The organism is Modestobacter sp. NPDC049651, from assembly GCF_040659695.1.
Lineage (GTDB): Bacteria > Actinomycetota > Actinomycetes > Mycobacteriales > Geodermatophilaceae > Modestobacter.
In genome coordinates, this window is sequence record NZ_JBFAOG010000005.1 from 33,413 (window position 1) to 48,644 (window position 15,232).

The window sequence follows — 15,232 nt, forward strand, 5'->3', positions numbered from 1 at the left end:
GCCCGCACCCGGGCGGGTGCGGGCCCCGTCATCGAAGCAGGGGTCAGCCGGGAGGGCTCAGCTCAGCGCGCTGCCGGCCGTCCACTGGTCCCACGGCACGGCCCAGTCGTAGATGTCCCCGTCGACCGCCGACAGCGTCGGGCCGATCGAGTTGACGACCTCGACGACGTCGCCGGGCTGGGAGAAGTGCAGGAACCACTCGGCGCGGTCGTCGGTGAGGTTGATGCAGCCGTGCGACACGTTCGCGTGCCCCTGCTGCCCCGCCGACCACGGGGCACCGTGCACGAACTCGCCGTTGTTGGAGATCCGGGTCGCCCACTTCACGTCGGACCGGTAGCCGCCGGGCGCGTCGACGGCGAGGCCGAACGTCGAGGAGTCCATGGTGATGTCGTCGTAGGTCTGCAGCACCACGTGCGCGCCGTTGCGGGTCGGGTTGGCGTTGCTGCCGGCGCTCATCGGGAAGGTCTGGACGACGTTGCCGCCGTCCTTGACCGTCAGCGTGTGCGCGGCCGCGTCGGCGACCGAGACGTGCTCGGCGCCGACGTGGAAGGTGACCTTGCGGTCCTTCTCGCCCCAGACGCCGTTGCCCAGGTCGATCCCGTACAGCGCGGCGTCCAGGGTGACGTCGGTGTCGGCCGGCCAGTAGGTGGAGGGCCGGAAGTGGACCTCCTTGTCGCTGAGCCAGCTCCACACGCCGTCGGTCGGCTGCGAGGTGGTCACCTTCAGCTGCCGCTCGACGGCCGGCTTGTGCTCGTCGTCGACCGCCTGGTCGAAGAACACCCGCAGCGGCATGCCGACGCCGACGGTGGTGTCGTTCAGCGGGCCGACCGACGGGGTGCTCAGCGTGGCCGGGGTGACGGTGGTGAACGTGGCGGTGGCCTTCGCCTCGTCGTCCGCCTTGTTCTCGGCGGTGGCGGTGAGCGTGTACTCGGTGCCGTACGCCAGCGGCTTCGTCGGCGTCCACAGCGAGCTGCCCGGCGCGTCCGGCGCGGCCGCCACCTCCCCCGGCACGGCAGCGCCGGCGCCGTCGGTCACCGTCACCTTGCCGAGGTCGCCGCCGGCGACGGCGACCTGCACCGCGGTGGCCGGCGAGACGTCCGCCGTCCCGTCGGCGGGGGTCAGCTGGAGGGTGGCCGGCGGCGCGGACTCGGCCTTCGGGGTCGAGCCGGAGCCACCCCCGTCGGAGGAGCCCTGGCACCCTGCGAGCAGCGTGAGCGCGGCGACGCCGAGCACCGCCACCGCTCCCCTCACGCTGCGCCGACCGACGACCTGCTGACCCACGGAGACCTGCCCCTCTCCCGCCCGGGTACCTCCCGGACGGCGTGCACTCGGCCCCAGTGTCCTCGCTTCCGGACCCGGGTGCGGGAACCAACACGGACCCCCCTCGTCGAGGGACCGCCGAGCGCCGTGTACAGTTCTCTTCCGTTGCCCGGTCAGCCGGTGCGGCACGCGCCATTAGCTCAATTGGCAGAGCAGCTGACTCTTAATCAGCGGGTTCGGGGTTCGAGTCCCTGATGGCGCACCAGTGACAGGCCCCGCCCTCCCCGGGCGGGGCCTGTTCGCGTTCCTGGACCGACGGGGCACAGTGGAGGGCATGACGACCCCCACCGAGGAGGCCGCCGACCGCGGCGCCCGCCGCGCCCGGCAGTACCTGGACCTGGCCGAGGCCGGCCGCACCGACGAGGCGCAGTTCCTGCTCAGCGCCGTGGCCGACCCCCGCGAGCTGGTCTACCTCGGCGCCGGCTTCACCGCGCTGGCCCGGATGCTCGGCCGCACCCTCCCGCCGGCGATGCGCGCCCAGGCGAGCACCCGGCAGATCCAGCTCGGCCAGCTGCGCGACCGCAACCGCGGCGACGTCGACGGGCTGCGGGAGTGGCTGCGGCAGGCCGGCGACGAGGTGCTGATGGTGGCCCGGCTCGCCGAGCCCGACGCCGCCGAGCGGCGTCGGCTGCTGGACCTGCCGACCGCCTGACCGGGCTCTCCCCTACGGTCAGGGCGTGACCGACACGCCTGCCCCCGCGACCACGTCCATCGTCGTCATGGGCGTCTCCGGCTCCGGCAAGACCAGCGTGGCCGCGGAGCTCACCCGCCGGCTGGGCTGGGAGTACATCGAGGGCGACGACCTGCACCCGAAGGCCAACGTGGACAAGATGGCCAGCGGCCACCCGCTGGACGACGAGGACCGCTGGCCGTGGCTGCGGAAGATCGCCGAGGTGATCGGCGGGCACGAGGCCGCCGGGACGTCGGTGGTCATCACCTGCTCGGCGCTCAAGCGGGCCTACCGCGACCTGCTCGGGGACGGGCACCCGTCGGTCTGGTTCGCCCACGTGACCGTCGACCGGGACGTGCTCGCCGACCGGCTCGCCCACCGCCAGGGCCACTACATGCCGCCGACGCTGCTGGACAGCCAGCTCGCCACGCTGGAGCCGCTGGGCGACGACGAGCCCGGCGCGGCCATCCCCGGCGACGGCCCGCTGGCCGACACCGTCGCCGACCTGCTCGCCACCCTCCGCGCCGAGCGCCCCGCCGCCCGCTGAGCGGAGTCCCAGCGCTCGGTTCCTGCAGCGCTGGGACTCCACTCAGCCCATGTGCGGGTAGCGGTGGTCGGTCGCGGGGACGAACGTCTCCTTGACCGACCGGGTCGACGTCCAGCGCATGAGGTTCTGCGCGGCGCCGGCCTTGTCGTTGGTGCCCGACGCGCGGCCGCCGCCGAACGGCTGCTGCCCGACGACGGCGCCGGTGGGCTTGTCGTTGACGTAGAAGTTGCCGGCCGCGTTGCGCAGGAAGCGCTGGGCGTGCGCGATGGCCGCGCGGTCCTGGGCGATCACCGAGCCGGTCAGCGCGTACGGCGCCGCCGACTCCATCTGCGTCAGCACGGTGTCGTAGTCGCCGTCGTCGTAGACGTGCACCGCGAGCACCGGGCCGAAGTACTCCTTCGTGAACACCTCGTGCCCCGGGTCGGTGCCCTCGACGATCGTCGGCCGGACGAAGAAGCCCTCGCTGTCGTCGGCGGTGCCGCCGGCCACGATGCTCAGCGCGTCGTCGGCCTTGGCCGCCTCGAGCACCCCGGCGAGCCGGTCGAACGAGCGGCGGTCGATGACCGCGCCCATGAAGTTCGAGAAGTCGGTGACGTCGCCCACCGGCAGCGCCTCGGTGGTGCCGATGAGGTCGTCGCGCACCTTCGCCCACACGCTGCGCGGCACGTAGGCGCGGGAGGCCGCCGAGCACTTCTGGCCCTGGTACTCGAACGCCCCGCGGACCAGCGCCGTCCGCAGCACGTCGGGGTCGGCCGAGGGGTGGGCGACGACGAAGTCCTTGCCGCCGGTCTCGCCCACGACGCGGGGGTAGCCGCGGTAGCCGTCGAGGTTCTCGGCCACCCGGCGCCACAGCATCTTGAACACCGCGGTCGACCCGGTGAAGTGGATGCCGGCCAGGTCGCGGTCGGCGAGCAGCACGTCGGAGACCTGCTGGCCGTCGCCGGGGAGCATGTTGATCACGCCCGGCGGGAGCCCGGCCGCCTCGAGCAGCCGCATGGTCAGGTGCGCGGCCAGCTGCTGGGTCGGCGAGGGCTTCCAGACCACCGTGTTGCCCATCAGCGCCGGCGCGGTGGGCAGGTTGCCGGCGATCGCGGTGAAGTTGAACGGCGTGACCGCGTAGACGACGCCCTCCAGCGGCCGGTGGTCGACCCGGTTCCACACCCCGGGCGAGGAGACCGGCTGCTCGGCGAGCACCTGGCGGGCGAAGTGCACGTTCCAGCGCCAGAAGTCGATCAGCTCGCAGGCGGCGTCGATCTCGGCCTGGTAGGCGGTCTTGCTCTGGCCGAGCACGGTCGCGGCGTTGAGCGTCTGCCGCCACGGGCCGGCGAGCAGGTCGGCGGCCTTGAGGAACACCGCCGCGCGGTCGTCGAACGACAGCTCCGCCCAGCTCGGGGCGGCCTGCTTGGCGGCGCGGACGGCGGCCTCGGCGTCCGCCGCCGTGGCGTGCGCGGAGGTGCCGAGCACGTGCGCGTGCCGGTGCGGCTGCACGACGTCGAAGGGCTGACCCGACGGCATCCGCTGCTCGCCGCCGATGGTGGCGGTCAGCTCGACCGGGGTGGCGGCGAGCTCGGTGAGCCGCTGCTGCAGCTCGGCCCGCTCGGGCGAGCCGGGCGCGTAGTCCTTGACGGTCTCGTTGCGGGGCGCGGGGACCTGGGTGACGGCGTCCATGGTTCCTCCTGGGTGCGGGGCGGGCGGGCGGGCGGGTCAGCCGCGAGTGGCGAGGGAGCGGAGGAAGAACTGCAGGTTGGCGGGGCGCTCGGCCAGCCGGCGCATGAAGTAGCCGTACCAGTCGACGCCGTAGGGCACGTAGGCCCGCACGGTGTGCCCGTCGGCGGCCAGCCGGGCCTGCTCGGTGGGCCGGATGCCGTAGAGCATCTGCACCTCGTAGGTGTCCGCCGCCCGCCCGGCCTCGGCGACCAGCTCGAGCAGGCGGGCGATCATCGCCGGGTCGTGGGTGCCGGCCATGGCGTACGCGCCGCCGCGGACCAGCAGCTCCAGGCAGCGGGCGTAGGCAGTGTCGACGGCGGTCTTCCCCTGGTGGGCCACCGCCGCGGGCTCCCGGTAGGCGCCCTTGACCAGCCGCACCCGCGAACCGGGGACGGCGAGCGCGCGGGCGTCGTCCTCGGTGCGGTGCAGCATCGCCTGCAGCACGGCGCCGGTGCCCGGGTGGTCGCGGCGCAGCTCGGCCAGCACGCCCAGCGTGGAGTCGACGGTCGCGGAGTCCTCCATGTCGAGGGTGACCGTGGTGCCCTGCGCGGTGGCGGCCTCGACCACGGGGCGCACGAGCTCGCGGGCGACGTCCTCGCCGCCAACGGGCAGCGCCTGGCCGAACGCCGACAGCTTCACCGACACCTCGGCGCGGCGGCCCAGGCCGAGCGGCGCGAGCGCCTCGAGCAGCCGGAGGTAGGCGTCGCGGGTGCGCTGCGCCTCGCTGCGGTCGGTCACGTCCTCGCCCAGGTGGTCGAGGGTGACGGCGAGCCCGTCGCCGGTCAGCTGCCGCACCACCTCGAGCGCGTCGGGCAGCGTCTCGCCGGCGACGAACCGGTCGACGACGCGACGGGTGGCGGGTGTCCCGGTGACCACACGGCGCAGCGCGGGACGGCGGGACGCGGCGAGCAGTCCCTGCGACAGGGCCTTCGAAGCGAGCACGGCAGACCTCCTGGTGGACGTGCCCGAACGGTAGGGACGCCCGGTCCACCCGCACCAGCGACGGATGTAGGGAGTCCGACCGCCCGCTTCGTACGATCGTATGAACGATCAGCGGAGGTGGACGTGCGCGACGACCTGCAGGACCTGGTGGACGAGGTGTCCCGGGTGCTGGGCGCCCCGGCGACGTTGGAGGACCGCGACTTCACCCTCCTCGCCTTCTGCGCGCACAGCGAGGCCCCCGACGGCGGCACCAGCACCATGGACGCCGTCCGCACCCGGTCGATCCTCGGTCGGGGCTCGACCCCGCAGGTGCGGGCCTGGTTCGAGGCGCACGGCATCGCCTCCGCCACCGGGCCGGTGCGGGTGCCGGCCGACCCGGACGCCGGCATCCTCACCCGGCTGTGCCTGCCGGTGCGCGCCGACGGCCGGCTGCACGGCTACCTGTGGCTGCTCGACGGCGGCCGCACCGACGTCGGCGACCCTGCCACCCCCGGGCTGGCCGCGGCCACGGCGCTGGCCGCCGAGGCCGGGCGGCTGCTGGCCGACGGCCGGCCGGGCGCGGCGGACCTGCCCGCCGCGCTGCGCGCCGTGCTGACCGGCGGCTCCCCGCGGGCCGCCCGCACGCTGACCGACGCCCTCGGCCCGCAGACCCCGGTCACGCTGGTCGCGCTGCACCCGGCCGCCCCCGACCTGCCGGAGGGCTGGCGGCCGCCGGGGGCGGGCGCGGTCGCGGCGGTCCTGGACGACGACCGGCACCCCGGGACCGTCGCCGTGGCCGTGCTGCTGCCGCTGGCCGGCGCGGACGACGCCCGGCCGGCCGGTGCGCTGGCCGCCGGCGCGCTGGCCGGGCTGCCGGCGGGCAGCACCGCCGGGGTGGCCGCCGCCCGCCGGGGCTGCGCCGACCTGCCCGCGCAGTGGCACGAGGCGGCCACCGCCGCCCGCGTCGCCGCGGTCGACCCCCGGCTGGCGCCGGCCGCCTCCTGGACGGAGCTCGGCGCCTGGCGCTCGGTCGCCGCGCTGCCCGGCCCGGACCCCGCGCTCGCGGCGCTGCTGGCCGACCCGGTGCTCACCGAGACCGCCGCCGTCTGGCTGGACTGCGCCGGCAGCCCGCAGCGCGCCGCGGCGCGGCTGTGCATCCACCGGCAGACGCTGTACTACCGGCTGGCCCGCATCGGCGAGCTGACCGGCCTCGACCCGGCCGACGGCGCCGACCGGCTGCTCCTGCACCTCGGCGTGCGTGCCGCGCGACTCACCCGGCCACGGACCCCGACCGCCGGATCCTGACCTAAGCTCAGGAGGCTCATGAGCTCACCAGGCAACGCGCTGCCCTCCCCGGAGACCGGCGCCTCTGACGACGGGAACCGCGTGGCCGACGACGTCGACGTCCTGCGCCGGCTGCGCACGGAGACCGCGGCCGAGCACCGAGCCGTCGAGGACACCCTCGACCTGCTCGCCCCCGACCTCTCCCCCGACCGGCTGGTCGGCGCGCTCACCCGGCTGCACGGCTTCTGGGCCGCCGCCGAGGCCGGGCTGGACGGCTGGGCCGCCGAGCACCCGGACGACGCCGCCGCCGTCGACTGGTCCGGCCGGCGCCGCACCCACCTCTACGCCGCCGACCTGGCGGCGCTGGGCGCCGTCCCGGCGTCCGACGGCCCGCAGCTGCCGCCCGTGACGAGCACCGACGCCGCGCTCGGCCGGCTCTACGTGCTCGAGGGCTCGACCCTCGGCGGGCAGTTCATCGACCGGCACCTGGCCTCGCTGCCGCAGCTGGCCGGCGCGGGCGGCCTCGCCGCGTTCTCGCCCTACGGCGAGCGGACCGGGGCGATGTGGCACGGCTTCCGGCAGGCCACCCGCGACCGGGTGGCCACCGGCGGGGACGCCGACGAGGTGGTCGGCGCCGCCCGCGAGACCTTCACCGCGCTCGCCGCCTGGTGCGGCGCGGCACCGGCCCGCGAGGTGCGGCCCCGCGGCACACGACCCGACGGGGCAGCCGCGTGACCGACCAGCTGCAGACCGGCTGGCTGGCGCCGGGCACCCCGGTCGACCTCAGCAACTGCGAGCGGGAGCCGATCCACGTCCCCGGCAGCATCCAGCCGCGCGGCGTCCTGCTCGCGGTGAGCGAGCCGGACCTGGTCGTGCAGCAGGTGTCGCGCAACCTCGCCGACGTGGTCGGCGTCGCCTGGGACGACGCGCTGGGCCGCCCCCTGGCCGAGGTGCTGGGCGTCCCCGCGGCGCAGGCGATCACCCGCTCGGCCAGCGCGTTCGGCGACCTGCGCGAGCGCAACCCGGTCGAACTCGTCCTCGACCACGACGGCACGCCCCGCCCGGTCGACGCGATCCTGCACCGCGCCGTGCACGCCGCCTTCGACGTCGCGGCGGCCGGGCCCGGCCCGTCGGTCGGCGGCGCCGTCCCCGCGCAGGCCAGCACCCTGGTGATCGAGCTGGAGCCGGCCTTCGGGCCGCGGCCGTTCAGCTTCCCGAACACCTACCAGGCGGTGCGCGGCACGATCAGCGACCTGAACCGGGCGACCAGCCTGCAGCAGCTCTACGACATCACCGCCGAGGCGGTGCGCACGCTCACCGGCTTCGACCGGGTGATGGTCTACCGCTACGACGAGGACTACAACGGCGAGGTCGTGGCCGAGGCCAAGGTGCCCGGGCTCAACTCGTTCCTCGGCCTGCACTACCCCGCATCGGACATCCCGGCGCAGGCCCGGGCGCTGTACGAGAAGAACTGGATCCGGCTGATCAACGACGTCGCCTACACGCCGTCGCCGCTGGAGCCGGTCGACCTGCCGGCCACCGGCCAGCCGCTGGACCTCACCTACTCGACGCTGCGCAGCGTCTCCCCCATCCACTGCGAGTACCTGGGCAACATGGGCGTGCGCGCCTCGATGTCGATCTCGCTGCTGCGCGACGACGCGCTGTGGGGCCTCATCGCCTGCCACCACTACTCGGGCCCGCACGCCCCGCCGTACGCCACCCGCGCGGCCGCCGAGTTCCTCGGCTCCACGCTGTCGCTGCGGCTGGTCGACCGGACCGAGGACGAGGAGCACCGGCGCGCGCTGCGGGTCCGGTCGACGCTGGCCTGGCTGACCGCCGCGGCGCTGGACGAGGACCGCCCGCTGGGCGAGACGCTGCTGGGCCGGCCGGGGCTACTCGACGTCGTCCCCGCGGACTCGGTCGTGGTCAACCTGCAGGGCTTCACCGGGGCGGCCGGGGTGCCGCTGCCGCCCGAGGTGGTCAGCGCGGTCGCCGGCTGGGCGGTGGAGCAGGGCGGCGACGTGGTCAGCACCGACCGGCTGCCGCTGGTCGCCCCGCAGCTCGACGTCCCGGCGGAGCTCGCCTGCGGCGTGCTGGCCGTCCCCCTGCCCGAGGGGCAGTTCGTGCTGTGGACCCGCGCGGAGAAGGTGCACTCGGTCGACTGGGGCGGCGACCCGCACAACAAGGCGATCGCCCTGCGCGAGGGCGACGGCGTGCGGCTGTCGCCGCGCAAGTCGTTCGACCGCTGGCGCGAGGTGGTGCGCCACCGCTCCGAGCCGTGGAGGCCCGCCGAGTGCGCCGAGGTCAACGACCTGCGCACGAACCTGCTCGAGGCGCTGTACGCCCGCTCCCGGCGGGTCGCGCGGACCGCCCTCACCCTGCAGCGCAGCCTGCTGTCGGAGCCGCCGGACCCCGACCACCTGGACTTCGCCGTCCGGTACACCCCGGCCGCGCGGGACAACCAGGTCGGCGGCGACTGGTACGACGTCTTCCAGCAGCCCGAGGGGGCGACCATGCTGGTGATCGGCGACGTCGTCGGCCACGACACCGAGGCCGCGGCCGGCATGGGCCAGCTGCGCGGCCTGCTCCGCGGCGTCGCCTACGACAGCGCCGACGGCCCGGCCGCGGTGCTCTCCCGGCTGGACCGGGCCATCGAGGGGCTGCAGCTGCGCAGCATGGCCACCGTGCTGGTCGGCCGGCTGGAGCAGACCGCCGAGGAGGTGGCCGCGGGCCGCACCCGGCTGCGCTGGTCGAACGCCGGCCACCTGCCGCCGGTGGTGCTCACCCCCGACGGCGACGTCGAGGTGCTCACCGGCGACCGCGCGGAGCTGCTGCTCGGCGTCCAGCCGGAGGCCCGGCGGACCGAGCGGGTCGCGGTGCTGCAGCGCGGCTCTACGGTGCTGCTCTACACCGACGGCCTGGTCGAGCGCCGCGACCAGGTGTTCGACGAGGGCATCGCCCGGCTGCGCGACGAGCTGGGCACGCTGGCCGGGGCGCCGGTCGGCGAGATCGCCGACCAGCTGCTGTCCCGGCTGCTCCCCGGCGGCGCCGAGGACGACGTGGCGCTCATCGTCGTCCGGCTCAAGCCGCAGGTGTGATCAGCGGTCGGTGAACCGGGCGTCGAGCCCGTCGTCGTTGCCGCCGCCCGTCCCGCCGGGCAGCAGGGTGCCCTCGGCGACCGCGGTGGCGACCTCCGGGGAGTCCTCGACCGCCGGCTCCGCCTCGCCCTTGCCCGGCTTCTGCAGCTTCTCCAGCAGGCGGCGCTCGTCCTTGGCCAGCGGGCTGGTGTCAGCGGGACCGAAGTCGCCCTCGTCGTTGCCGGTGGCCATGGCGGTGTCGGGGAGGATCGCGGTGTCGGGGAGGTCGTCGGCTTCGCTCATGAGGGTGTCGTACCGAGCCCGGCGGCTGCTGAACCCTCGGCGAGGGTGCGGAGCAGCTCCCGGACGGCGCTGCGCCCGGCCCGGTTGGCGCCGATCGTGCTGGCGGAAGGCCCGTACCCGACCAGGTGCAGCCGCGGCTCGGCGACCACCCGGGTGCCGTCCATGACGATCCCGCCGCCCGGCGTGCGCAGGTGCAGCGGGGCAAGGTGGTCCAGCGCGGCCCGGAAGCCGGTGGCCCACAGCACCACGTCGGCGGGCACGGACCGGGCCGGGGAGTCCCAGGCGACGCCGTCGGCGGTGAGCCGGTCGAACACCGGCAGCCGGTCGAGCACTCTGCGGGCCCGGGCCGCGCGGACCGCGTCGGTCTCCACCAGCCCGGTGACGCCCACCACGCTGATCGGCGGCAGCCCCGCGCGCACCCGCTGGTCGACCAGGGCGACCGCGGCGCGGCCGGCGTCCTCGTCGAACGGCTCGCTCCGCCAGACCGGCTCGCGGCGGGTGACCCAGGTGGTGGCCGCGGCGACCTCGCTGATCTCGACGAGCTGCTGCACCGCCGACGTCCCGCCGCCGACGACGACCACCCGCAGGCCGCGGAACTCCTCGGCGCCGCGGTAGTCGGCGGCGTGCAGCTGGCGGCCGCGGAAGAGCTCCCGGCCCGGGTAGGCCGGCCAGAACGGGCGGGTCCAGGTGCCGGTGGCGTTGACCAGCCCGCGCGCCGTCCACTCCCCCGCGCTCGTGTCGAGGGCGAACCCGTCGTCGGTGCGGTGCACCGCGCGGACGGCGACCGGGCGGTGCACCGGCAGCGCGAACCGCCGCTCGTAGTCGGCGAAGTACCCGGACACGACCTCGCTGGCCGGGGTGGCCGGGTCGGCGTCGGGCAGGTCGAGGCCGGGCAGCGGGGCGATGCGGTGCGCCTTGTCCAGCCGCAGCGACGGCCAGCGGTGCTGCCACGCGCCGCCCGGCCCGGCGTCGGCGTCCAGCACCGCGGAGTCCGCACCCGCCCGCCGCAGCGCGTACGCCGCCGACAGCCCGGCCTGGCCGGCCCCGATCACCACGACGTCCGCGTGCACGTCGGCGCCAACACCGGAGGTGGGTGCGGCATGCCCGGCCTCCCCCGTCCGGGGGCGTCAGCGAGGACACCCCGAGTCGGATGTGTCCCGATCACGGTCGGCGGGCACCCAGGGTCCGTCGGAGCAGACGACCTGAGGAGCGACCGGTCCGGTGGGCCAGACAACCAGCGAGACGAGGGAGTACCGGCACGTCGGGCACCTGCTGCCCGACGCCGATGCCGTACCCCGGGCGGTGCGCGACCTGGTCGCCGCGGCGGCCCGGCGGGGGCAGCGGATCGTGCTCGCCTGCCCGGCGCCGCTGGCCGGGGCGCTGCGCGACGGGCTGCCGGACGGCGACGTGCGGACCGTCGCCCCGGTGCCGTCGGGCCGGCCGCCGGAGACGGTCGCGGAGGTCGCCGCGCTGGTCGACCGGGAGCTGCCCGCGGACGGTCGGCTGCTGCTGGTCACCTGCGTCGAGCCCGCGGACGGCGACTGGGAGCCGTGCCTGGACAGCGACGCGCTGCTCAACCACGTGCTCGCGGAGCGCCCGGTCGACCACCTGTGCCTGTTCCCGCCCGACCCGGGCGCCGGCGCCCCCGGTCCCGAGGAGGTCGCCCGGCTCACCCACCCGGAGCTGCTGACCGACGCCGGTCCGGAGCTGAACGACGCCTACCGGGAGCCGGGTGAGCTGCTGCGGGAGCGGCAGCGCCGCCGCGGCCCGGACCCGCTGGAGGAGACGGTCCCGACGCTGTCGCTGGTCGACCTCGACGACATGCGGACGCTGCGCCGGGCGCTGCACCGGGCGCTCATCGGCACCGCGCTGCACCCCGATGCGGCCCAGGACTTCGTGCTGGCGATCGACGAGGTGACCACCAACGCCACCGAGCACGGGGTGCCGCCCGTCGACGTGCAGCTGTGGTGCTCACCGGACCGGATGGTCTGCGCGATCACCGACCGGGGCGTCTGCTTCGACGACCCGCTGGCCGGCTACGGACCGGCGCACGGCGACATGGCCGTCGGCGGGATGGGCCTGTGGCTGGCCCGCCGGTCGGTCGACAGCCTCACCGCGAGCCCGGCCGACGCCTCGGGGGCCGGCTGCACGGTGCGCCTGGTCCTGAACGCCTGAGCGGGCTGCTCAGGCGTTGACGACGAGCCCGGCGGTCTCGATCAGCCGGGCCTGCTCCCGGCACCACGGCGACCAGTCGTCGAACTGGCTGGTCTCCTGCCGGCGGCGGAACTCGGCCCACTCGACCAGCTCCCAGGCGCCGACCTCGGTGGGGTCCGGCGCCGGCGTGCCGGTGAACCGGCCCAGATAGACGGGGCAGATCTCGTTCTCCACGACGCCGCGGAACTCCGCGCGGTAGCGGTAGTCGGGCAGCGCGGGCCGCAGCTCGGTGACCCCCAGCCCCAGCTCGAACCGCGCCCGGCGGGCGATCGCGTCGAGGTCGTCCTCGCCGGGGCCGGGGTGGCCGCACACGGTGTTGGTCCACATGCCGGGGAAGGTGGCCTTCGTGTCGGCGCGCCGGGTGACCAGCAGCCGGCCGTCGTCGCCGAACAGGTAGGCGGAGAACGCGCGGTGCAGCGGCGTCTCCCCGGTGTGCACCAGCGGCTTCGGCATGGTGCCGACCGCCGTCCCGTCGTCGGCGACGAGGACGACCAGCTCTTCTGCCATGCGGTCATGATCCCCCACTCGGGCACCCGTCACCCCGCCGGTCCGTCCCCGAGCTCCGCGTCCAACACCGCCCACGGGTCGGCCGCGGCGCCCGCGGCCCGCTCCGCCGCGACCCGCTCGGCCGGCAGCGCCCCGGCGACGAGGGCGTCGAACTGGTCGATCAGCGGGCGCAGCAGCGGCCAGACGCCGACGCCGAGCTGGTCGCGGGCGGCCTGCGCGGCCCCGGCCAGCCGGGCGGCGCGCGGGGCGTCGCCGCGGGCGAAGGCCACCCCGGCGAAGCCGCCGAGGCAGGTGGCCAGCCCTTCCAGGTCGCGCAGCGCCCGGTGCAGGGCGGCCGCCTCCGCGAGCCGGGCGGCGGCGCCGGGCACGTCGCCGGTGAGCAGCGCGTCGTAGGCGAGCTGGTCCAGCAGCAGCGCGGACAGGTGGTCGTCGCCCACCTGCCGGGCCAGCCGCAGCCCCTCGGCGTGCCGGTCCGCGGCGGCGGCCGCGTCGCCCCCGAGCAGCAGGACGTCGCCCAGCGGCACGGTCGCGTAGGCGACCGCCCACAGGTCGCCGCAGGACCGGAAGCCGGCGACCGCCTCCTCCAGCAGCGCCCGGACGTCGGGGTCGCCGGGCGGGCGGGTCATCGCCGAGGCGGCCAGCCCGTGCCCGAGCAGCCAGGGATCGCCCAGCGCCCGGGCGTCCTCGACCAGCTCGGCCAGCAGCGGGGCGGCCTCGGCGGTGCGGCCCAGCGCGATCCGGGTGCTGCCCCGCGCCCACAGCAACGACGCCGCGTCCCGGGGCGGCAGCCGGGCCGCCGAGGGCAGCCCGGCGGTGCGGTCGGCCAGCTCCGCCATCGCCACCAGCTGGCCGCGGGCCCACCACCAGCGGTACAGCGGCGCGGCCAGCCGGACGACGAGCTCGGCCCGGTCGCCGGCGGCCGCCCAGTCCAGCGTCGCCTGCAGGTCCTCGGCCTCCGCCGCCAGCCGGGCCTGCCACAACCGCTGCTGCGGACCGCCCAGCCCCGCGCCGGCGTCCGCGCTCAGCCGGACCAGGTGCGCGGCCAGCCGCTCCCGCGCGGCGTCCTCCTCGCCGCGGGCCCGCAGCTGCTCGGCGGCGAACTCCCGCACCACGCCCAGCATCCGGAAGCGGGGCTCCTCCTCGCCGGCGTCGGAGGGGGACACCAGGCTCTGCGCGACCAGGCCGGACAGCGCCTCCAGCACGTCGACGTCGCCGTCGACCGCGCCGAGCTCCTCGGCGGTGCCCAGCGTGCAGCCCTTGCACACCGACAGCCGGGCGAACAGCAGCTGCTCGTCGGGGCCCAGCAGCGCGTGGCTCCAGGCGATCGTCGCGCGCAGCGTCCGCTGCCGGTCGGGGGCGTCGACGGCCGCGCCGCCGAGGTCCAGCGCGGTGCCCAGCCGCCGCAGCAGGGCGGCCGGGGGCAGGGTGCGCACCCGCGCGGCCGCCAGCTCGATCGCCAGCGGCAGCCCGTCCAGCCGGCGGACCAGCTCGGCCACCGCCGCCGCGTCGGCCGGCCCGACGGCGAACGACGGGTCGGCCTGCCGGGCCCGCGCCTCGAACAGCTGCCCGGCCGGGGTGCCGGTCACCGCGGCGGCCGTGGCCTCCCCCGGGGCCGGGGTCGCCAGCGGCTGCAGCGGCAGGTCCTGCTCGCCTCGCAGGCCCAGCACGCTGCGGCTGGTGACCAGCAGGGTGAGGCCCGGGCAGCGGGCCAGCAGCGCCGCCAGCGCGGTCGCCGACCCGCGCACCTGCTCGGCGTTGTCCAGCACGAGCAGCGACCGGCGGTCGCCCAGCCGGTCGGCGACGGCGTCCAGCGGCGGCCGCCGGCCCTCGGTGCGCACGCCCAGCGCGGCGGCCAGCGCCTCCGGCACCCGGGCGGCGTCCCGCAGCTCGGCCAGGTCGACGAACCAGACGCCGTCCCGCTCGGGTCCGAGCGCGCCGGCCGCGGCCAGCGCCAGGCGGGTCTTGCCGATGCCGCCGGGCCCGGTGAGGGTCACCAGCCGCACCTCCGGACGGCGCAGCAGGTCGGTGAGCGTGGCCAGCTCCGCCCGCCGGCCGACCAGCGGCCCGGGTGCGGCCGGCAGCCGGCCCGGCGCGAGCCCCCGGTCGGCCGGGGCCGACCCGGTGAACCGCTCGGTGAGCAGCACGGCCAGGTCGTCGGCGACGAGCTCGGCCAGCTGGGCGGCGTCGCGGTACGGGGTGGTCGAGGCACCGCCGGTGCGCTGCATCCGCTCCACCAGCTCGGCCAGCCGCGGTTCCCGGCCCGGCGCCGGCGTCCGCACGTACAGCAGGCGCGGCTTGCCGGCGGACAGGTCGAACTCGTCCTCCAGCCCGGACACCGCCATGTCCTCGGCGATCCACCCGTAGCGGTCCCCGTAGACGCCGACGAAGACGTCGCTCTGCTCGAGGTAGGCGCGGTAGAGGTCGCGCGGCGGGTGCGGTCGGGCACCCAGCTCGAACATCACCGGGGTCAGCCGCAGCGCGGTGACCGCCGCCCGGACCGCCGCCCGCTCCGCGGCGAGCTCCTCCAGCGTCGAGGAGACGAACACCCGCAGCCGCCGGTCGGGGGTGCCGATCGGCCGGTCGGGGACCCGGTCGCCGACCGTGGGGGCTCTGCCGGCCATGGCACCTCCCGAGCTGCCCGCTGCCCTCGGCCGAGCGCAAGGGTAGGCCCGGGGGCGTCCC

General features: G+C 76.4%; 13 protein-coding genes and 1 tRNA gene. 7 read left to right on the forward strand and 7 right to left on the reverse strand.

What is annotated here, in order from left to right:
• Positions 1 to 57 precede the first annotated feature (57 nt).
• Positions 58 to 1,251 (reverse strand): Ig-like domain-containing protein, encoded by a 1,194-nt coding sequence (locus AB0J00_RS09130; RefSeq protein WP_357743307.1) that lies wholly within the window; start codon positions 1,249 to 1,251, stop codon positions 58 to 60.
• Positions 1,252 to 1,449: 198 nt separating this feature from the next.
• Here AB0J00_RS09130 and AB0J00_RS09135 point away from each other — a divergent pair.
• The 3 genes from AB0J00_RS09135 (at position 1,450) to AB0J00_RS09145 (ending at position 2,537) form a co-directional block, all read left to right on the forward strand.
• A tRNA-Lys gene (locus AB0J00_RS09135) sits at positions 1,450 to 1,525 on the forward strand.
• A gap of 69 nt (positions 1,526 to 1,594) precedes the next feature.
• A complete protein-coding gene (locus AB0J00_RS09140; protein ID WP_357743309.1) occupies positions 1,595 to 1,972 on the forward strand; it encodes a hypothetical protein in 378 nt (125 codons plus the stop codon).
• Between the two features lie 25 nt (positions 1,973 to 1,997).
• Positions 1,998 to 2,537, forward strand: a complete 540-nt coding sequence (locus AB0J00_RS09145) for a gluconokinase (RefSeq protein ID WP_357743311.1) — start codon at positions 1,998 to 2,000, stop codon at positions 2,535 to 2,537.
• 42 nt (positions 2,538 to 2,579) lie between these two features.
• Here the strand turns inward: AB0J00_RS09145 and pruA are convergent, their stop codons facing one another.
• Both pruA and AB0J00_RS09155 read right to left on the reverse strand, forming a co-directional pair.
• The gene (gene pruA / locus AB0J00_RS09150) at positions 2,580 to 4,205 is read right to left on the reverse strand and encodes an L-glutamate gamma-semialdehyde dehydrogenase (RefSeq protein ID WP_357743313.1); all 1,626 of its coding nucleotides are present in this window, start codon (positions 4,203 to 4,205) and stop codon (positions 2,580 to 2,582) included.
• A 36-nt stretch (positions 4,206 to 4,241) separates the two neighbouring features.
• Positions 4,242 to 5,186, reverse strand: coding sequence for a proline dehydrogenase family protein (locus AB0J00_RS09155; protein ID WP_357743315.1), 945 nt, complete (start codon positions 5,184 to 5,186; stop codon positions 4,242 to 4,244).
• 123 nt (positions 5,187 to 5,309) lie between these two features.
• On the opposite strand from AB0J00_RS09155, the gene AB0J00_RS09160 reads away from it, so the two are divergent.
• The 3 genes from AB0J00_RS09160 to AB0J00_RS09170 are packed head-to-tail and all read left to right on the forward strand — an operon-like array spanning position 5,310 to position 9,547.
• Positions 5,310 to 6,470 (forward strand): helix-turn-helix domain-containing protein, encoded by a 1,161-nt coding sequence (locus tag AB0J00_RS09160; protein ID WP_357743317.1) that lies wholly within the window; start codon positions 5,310 to 5,312, stop codon positions 6,468 to 6,470.
• Positions 6,471 to 6,488: 18 nt separating this feature from the next.
• Positions 6,489 to 7,184 carry a biliverdin-producing heme oxygenase gene (locus AB0J00_RS09165; RefSeq protein WP_357743319.1) on the forward strand — a complete coding sequence of 232 codons (696 nt, stop codon included), beginning with the start codon at positions 6,489 to 6,491 and terminating at the stop codon, positions 7,182 to 7,184.
• A complete protein-coding gene (locus AB0J00_RS09170) occupies positions 7,181 to 9,547 on the forward strand; it encodes a SpoIIE family protein phosphatase (RefSeq protein WP_357743321.1) in 2,367 nt (788 codons plus the stop codon). Before AB0J00_RS09165 ends, AB0J00_RS09170 begins: the two co-directional genes overlap by 4 nt.
• Here AB0J00_RS09170 and AB0J00_RS09175 read toward each other — a convergent pair whose 3' ends face one another.
• Together AB0J00_RS09175 and AB0J00_RS09180 are read right to left on the reverse strand one after the other, a co-directional pair.
• Positions 9,548 to 9,829 carry a hypothetical protein gene (locus AB0J00_RS09175; RefSeq protein ID WP_357743323.1) on the reverse strand — a complete coding sequence of 94 codons (282 nt, stop codon included), beginning with the start codon at positions 9,827 to 9,829 and terminating at the stop codon, positions 9,548 to 9,550.
• Positions 9,826 to 10,899 carry an FAD-dependent oxidoreductase gene (locus tag AB0J00_RS09180; RefSeq protein WP_357743324.1) on the reverse strand — a complete coding sequence of 358 codons (1,074 nt, stop codon included), beginning with the start codon at positions 10,897 to 10,899 and terminating at the stop codon, positions 9,826 to 9,828. The genes AB0J00_RS09175 and AB0J00_RS09180 overlap by 4 nt, the downstream gene beginning before the upstream one ends.
• Before the next feature lie 151 nt (positions 10,900 to 11,050).
• Between AB0J00_RS09180 and AB0J00_RS09185 the strand changes: the two genes are divergently transcribed.
• Entirely contained in the window at positions 11,051 to 12,004 is a 954-nt protein-coding gene (locus AB0J00_RS09185) for an ATP-binding protein (RefSeq protein WP_357743326.1), read from the forward strand.
• A 9-nt stretch (positions 12,005 to 12,013) separates the two neighbouring features.
• Here the strand turns inward: AB0J00_RS09185 and idi are convergent, their stop codons facing one another.
• Positions 12,014 to 12,550 carry an isopentenyl-diphosphate Delta-isomerase gene (gene idi, locus AB0J00_RS09190; RefSeq protein WP_357743328.1) on the reverse strand — a complete coding sequence of 179 codons (537 nt, stop codon included), beginning with the start codon at positions 12,548 to 12,550 and terminating at the stop codon, positions 12,014 to 12,016.
• Positions 12,551 to 12,579: 29 nt separating this feature from the next.
• Positions 12,580 to 15,171, reverse strand: a complete 2,592-nt coding sequence (locus AB0J00_RS09195; RefSeq protein WP_357743330.1) for a DUF4062 domain-containing protein — start codon at positions 15,169 to 15,171, stop codon at positions 12,580 to 12,582.
• Between the last annotated feature and the right edge of the window lie 61 nt (positions 15,172 to 15,232).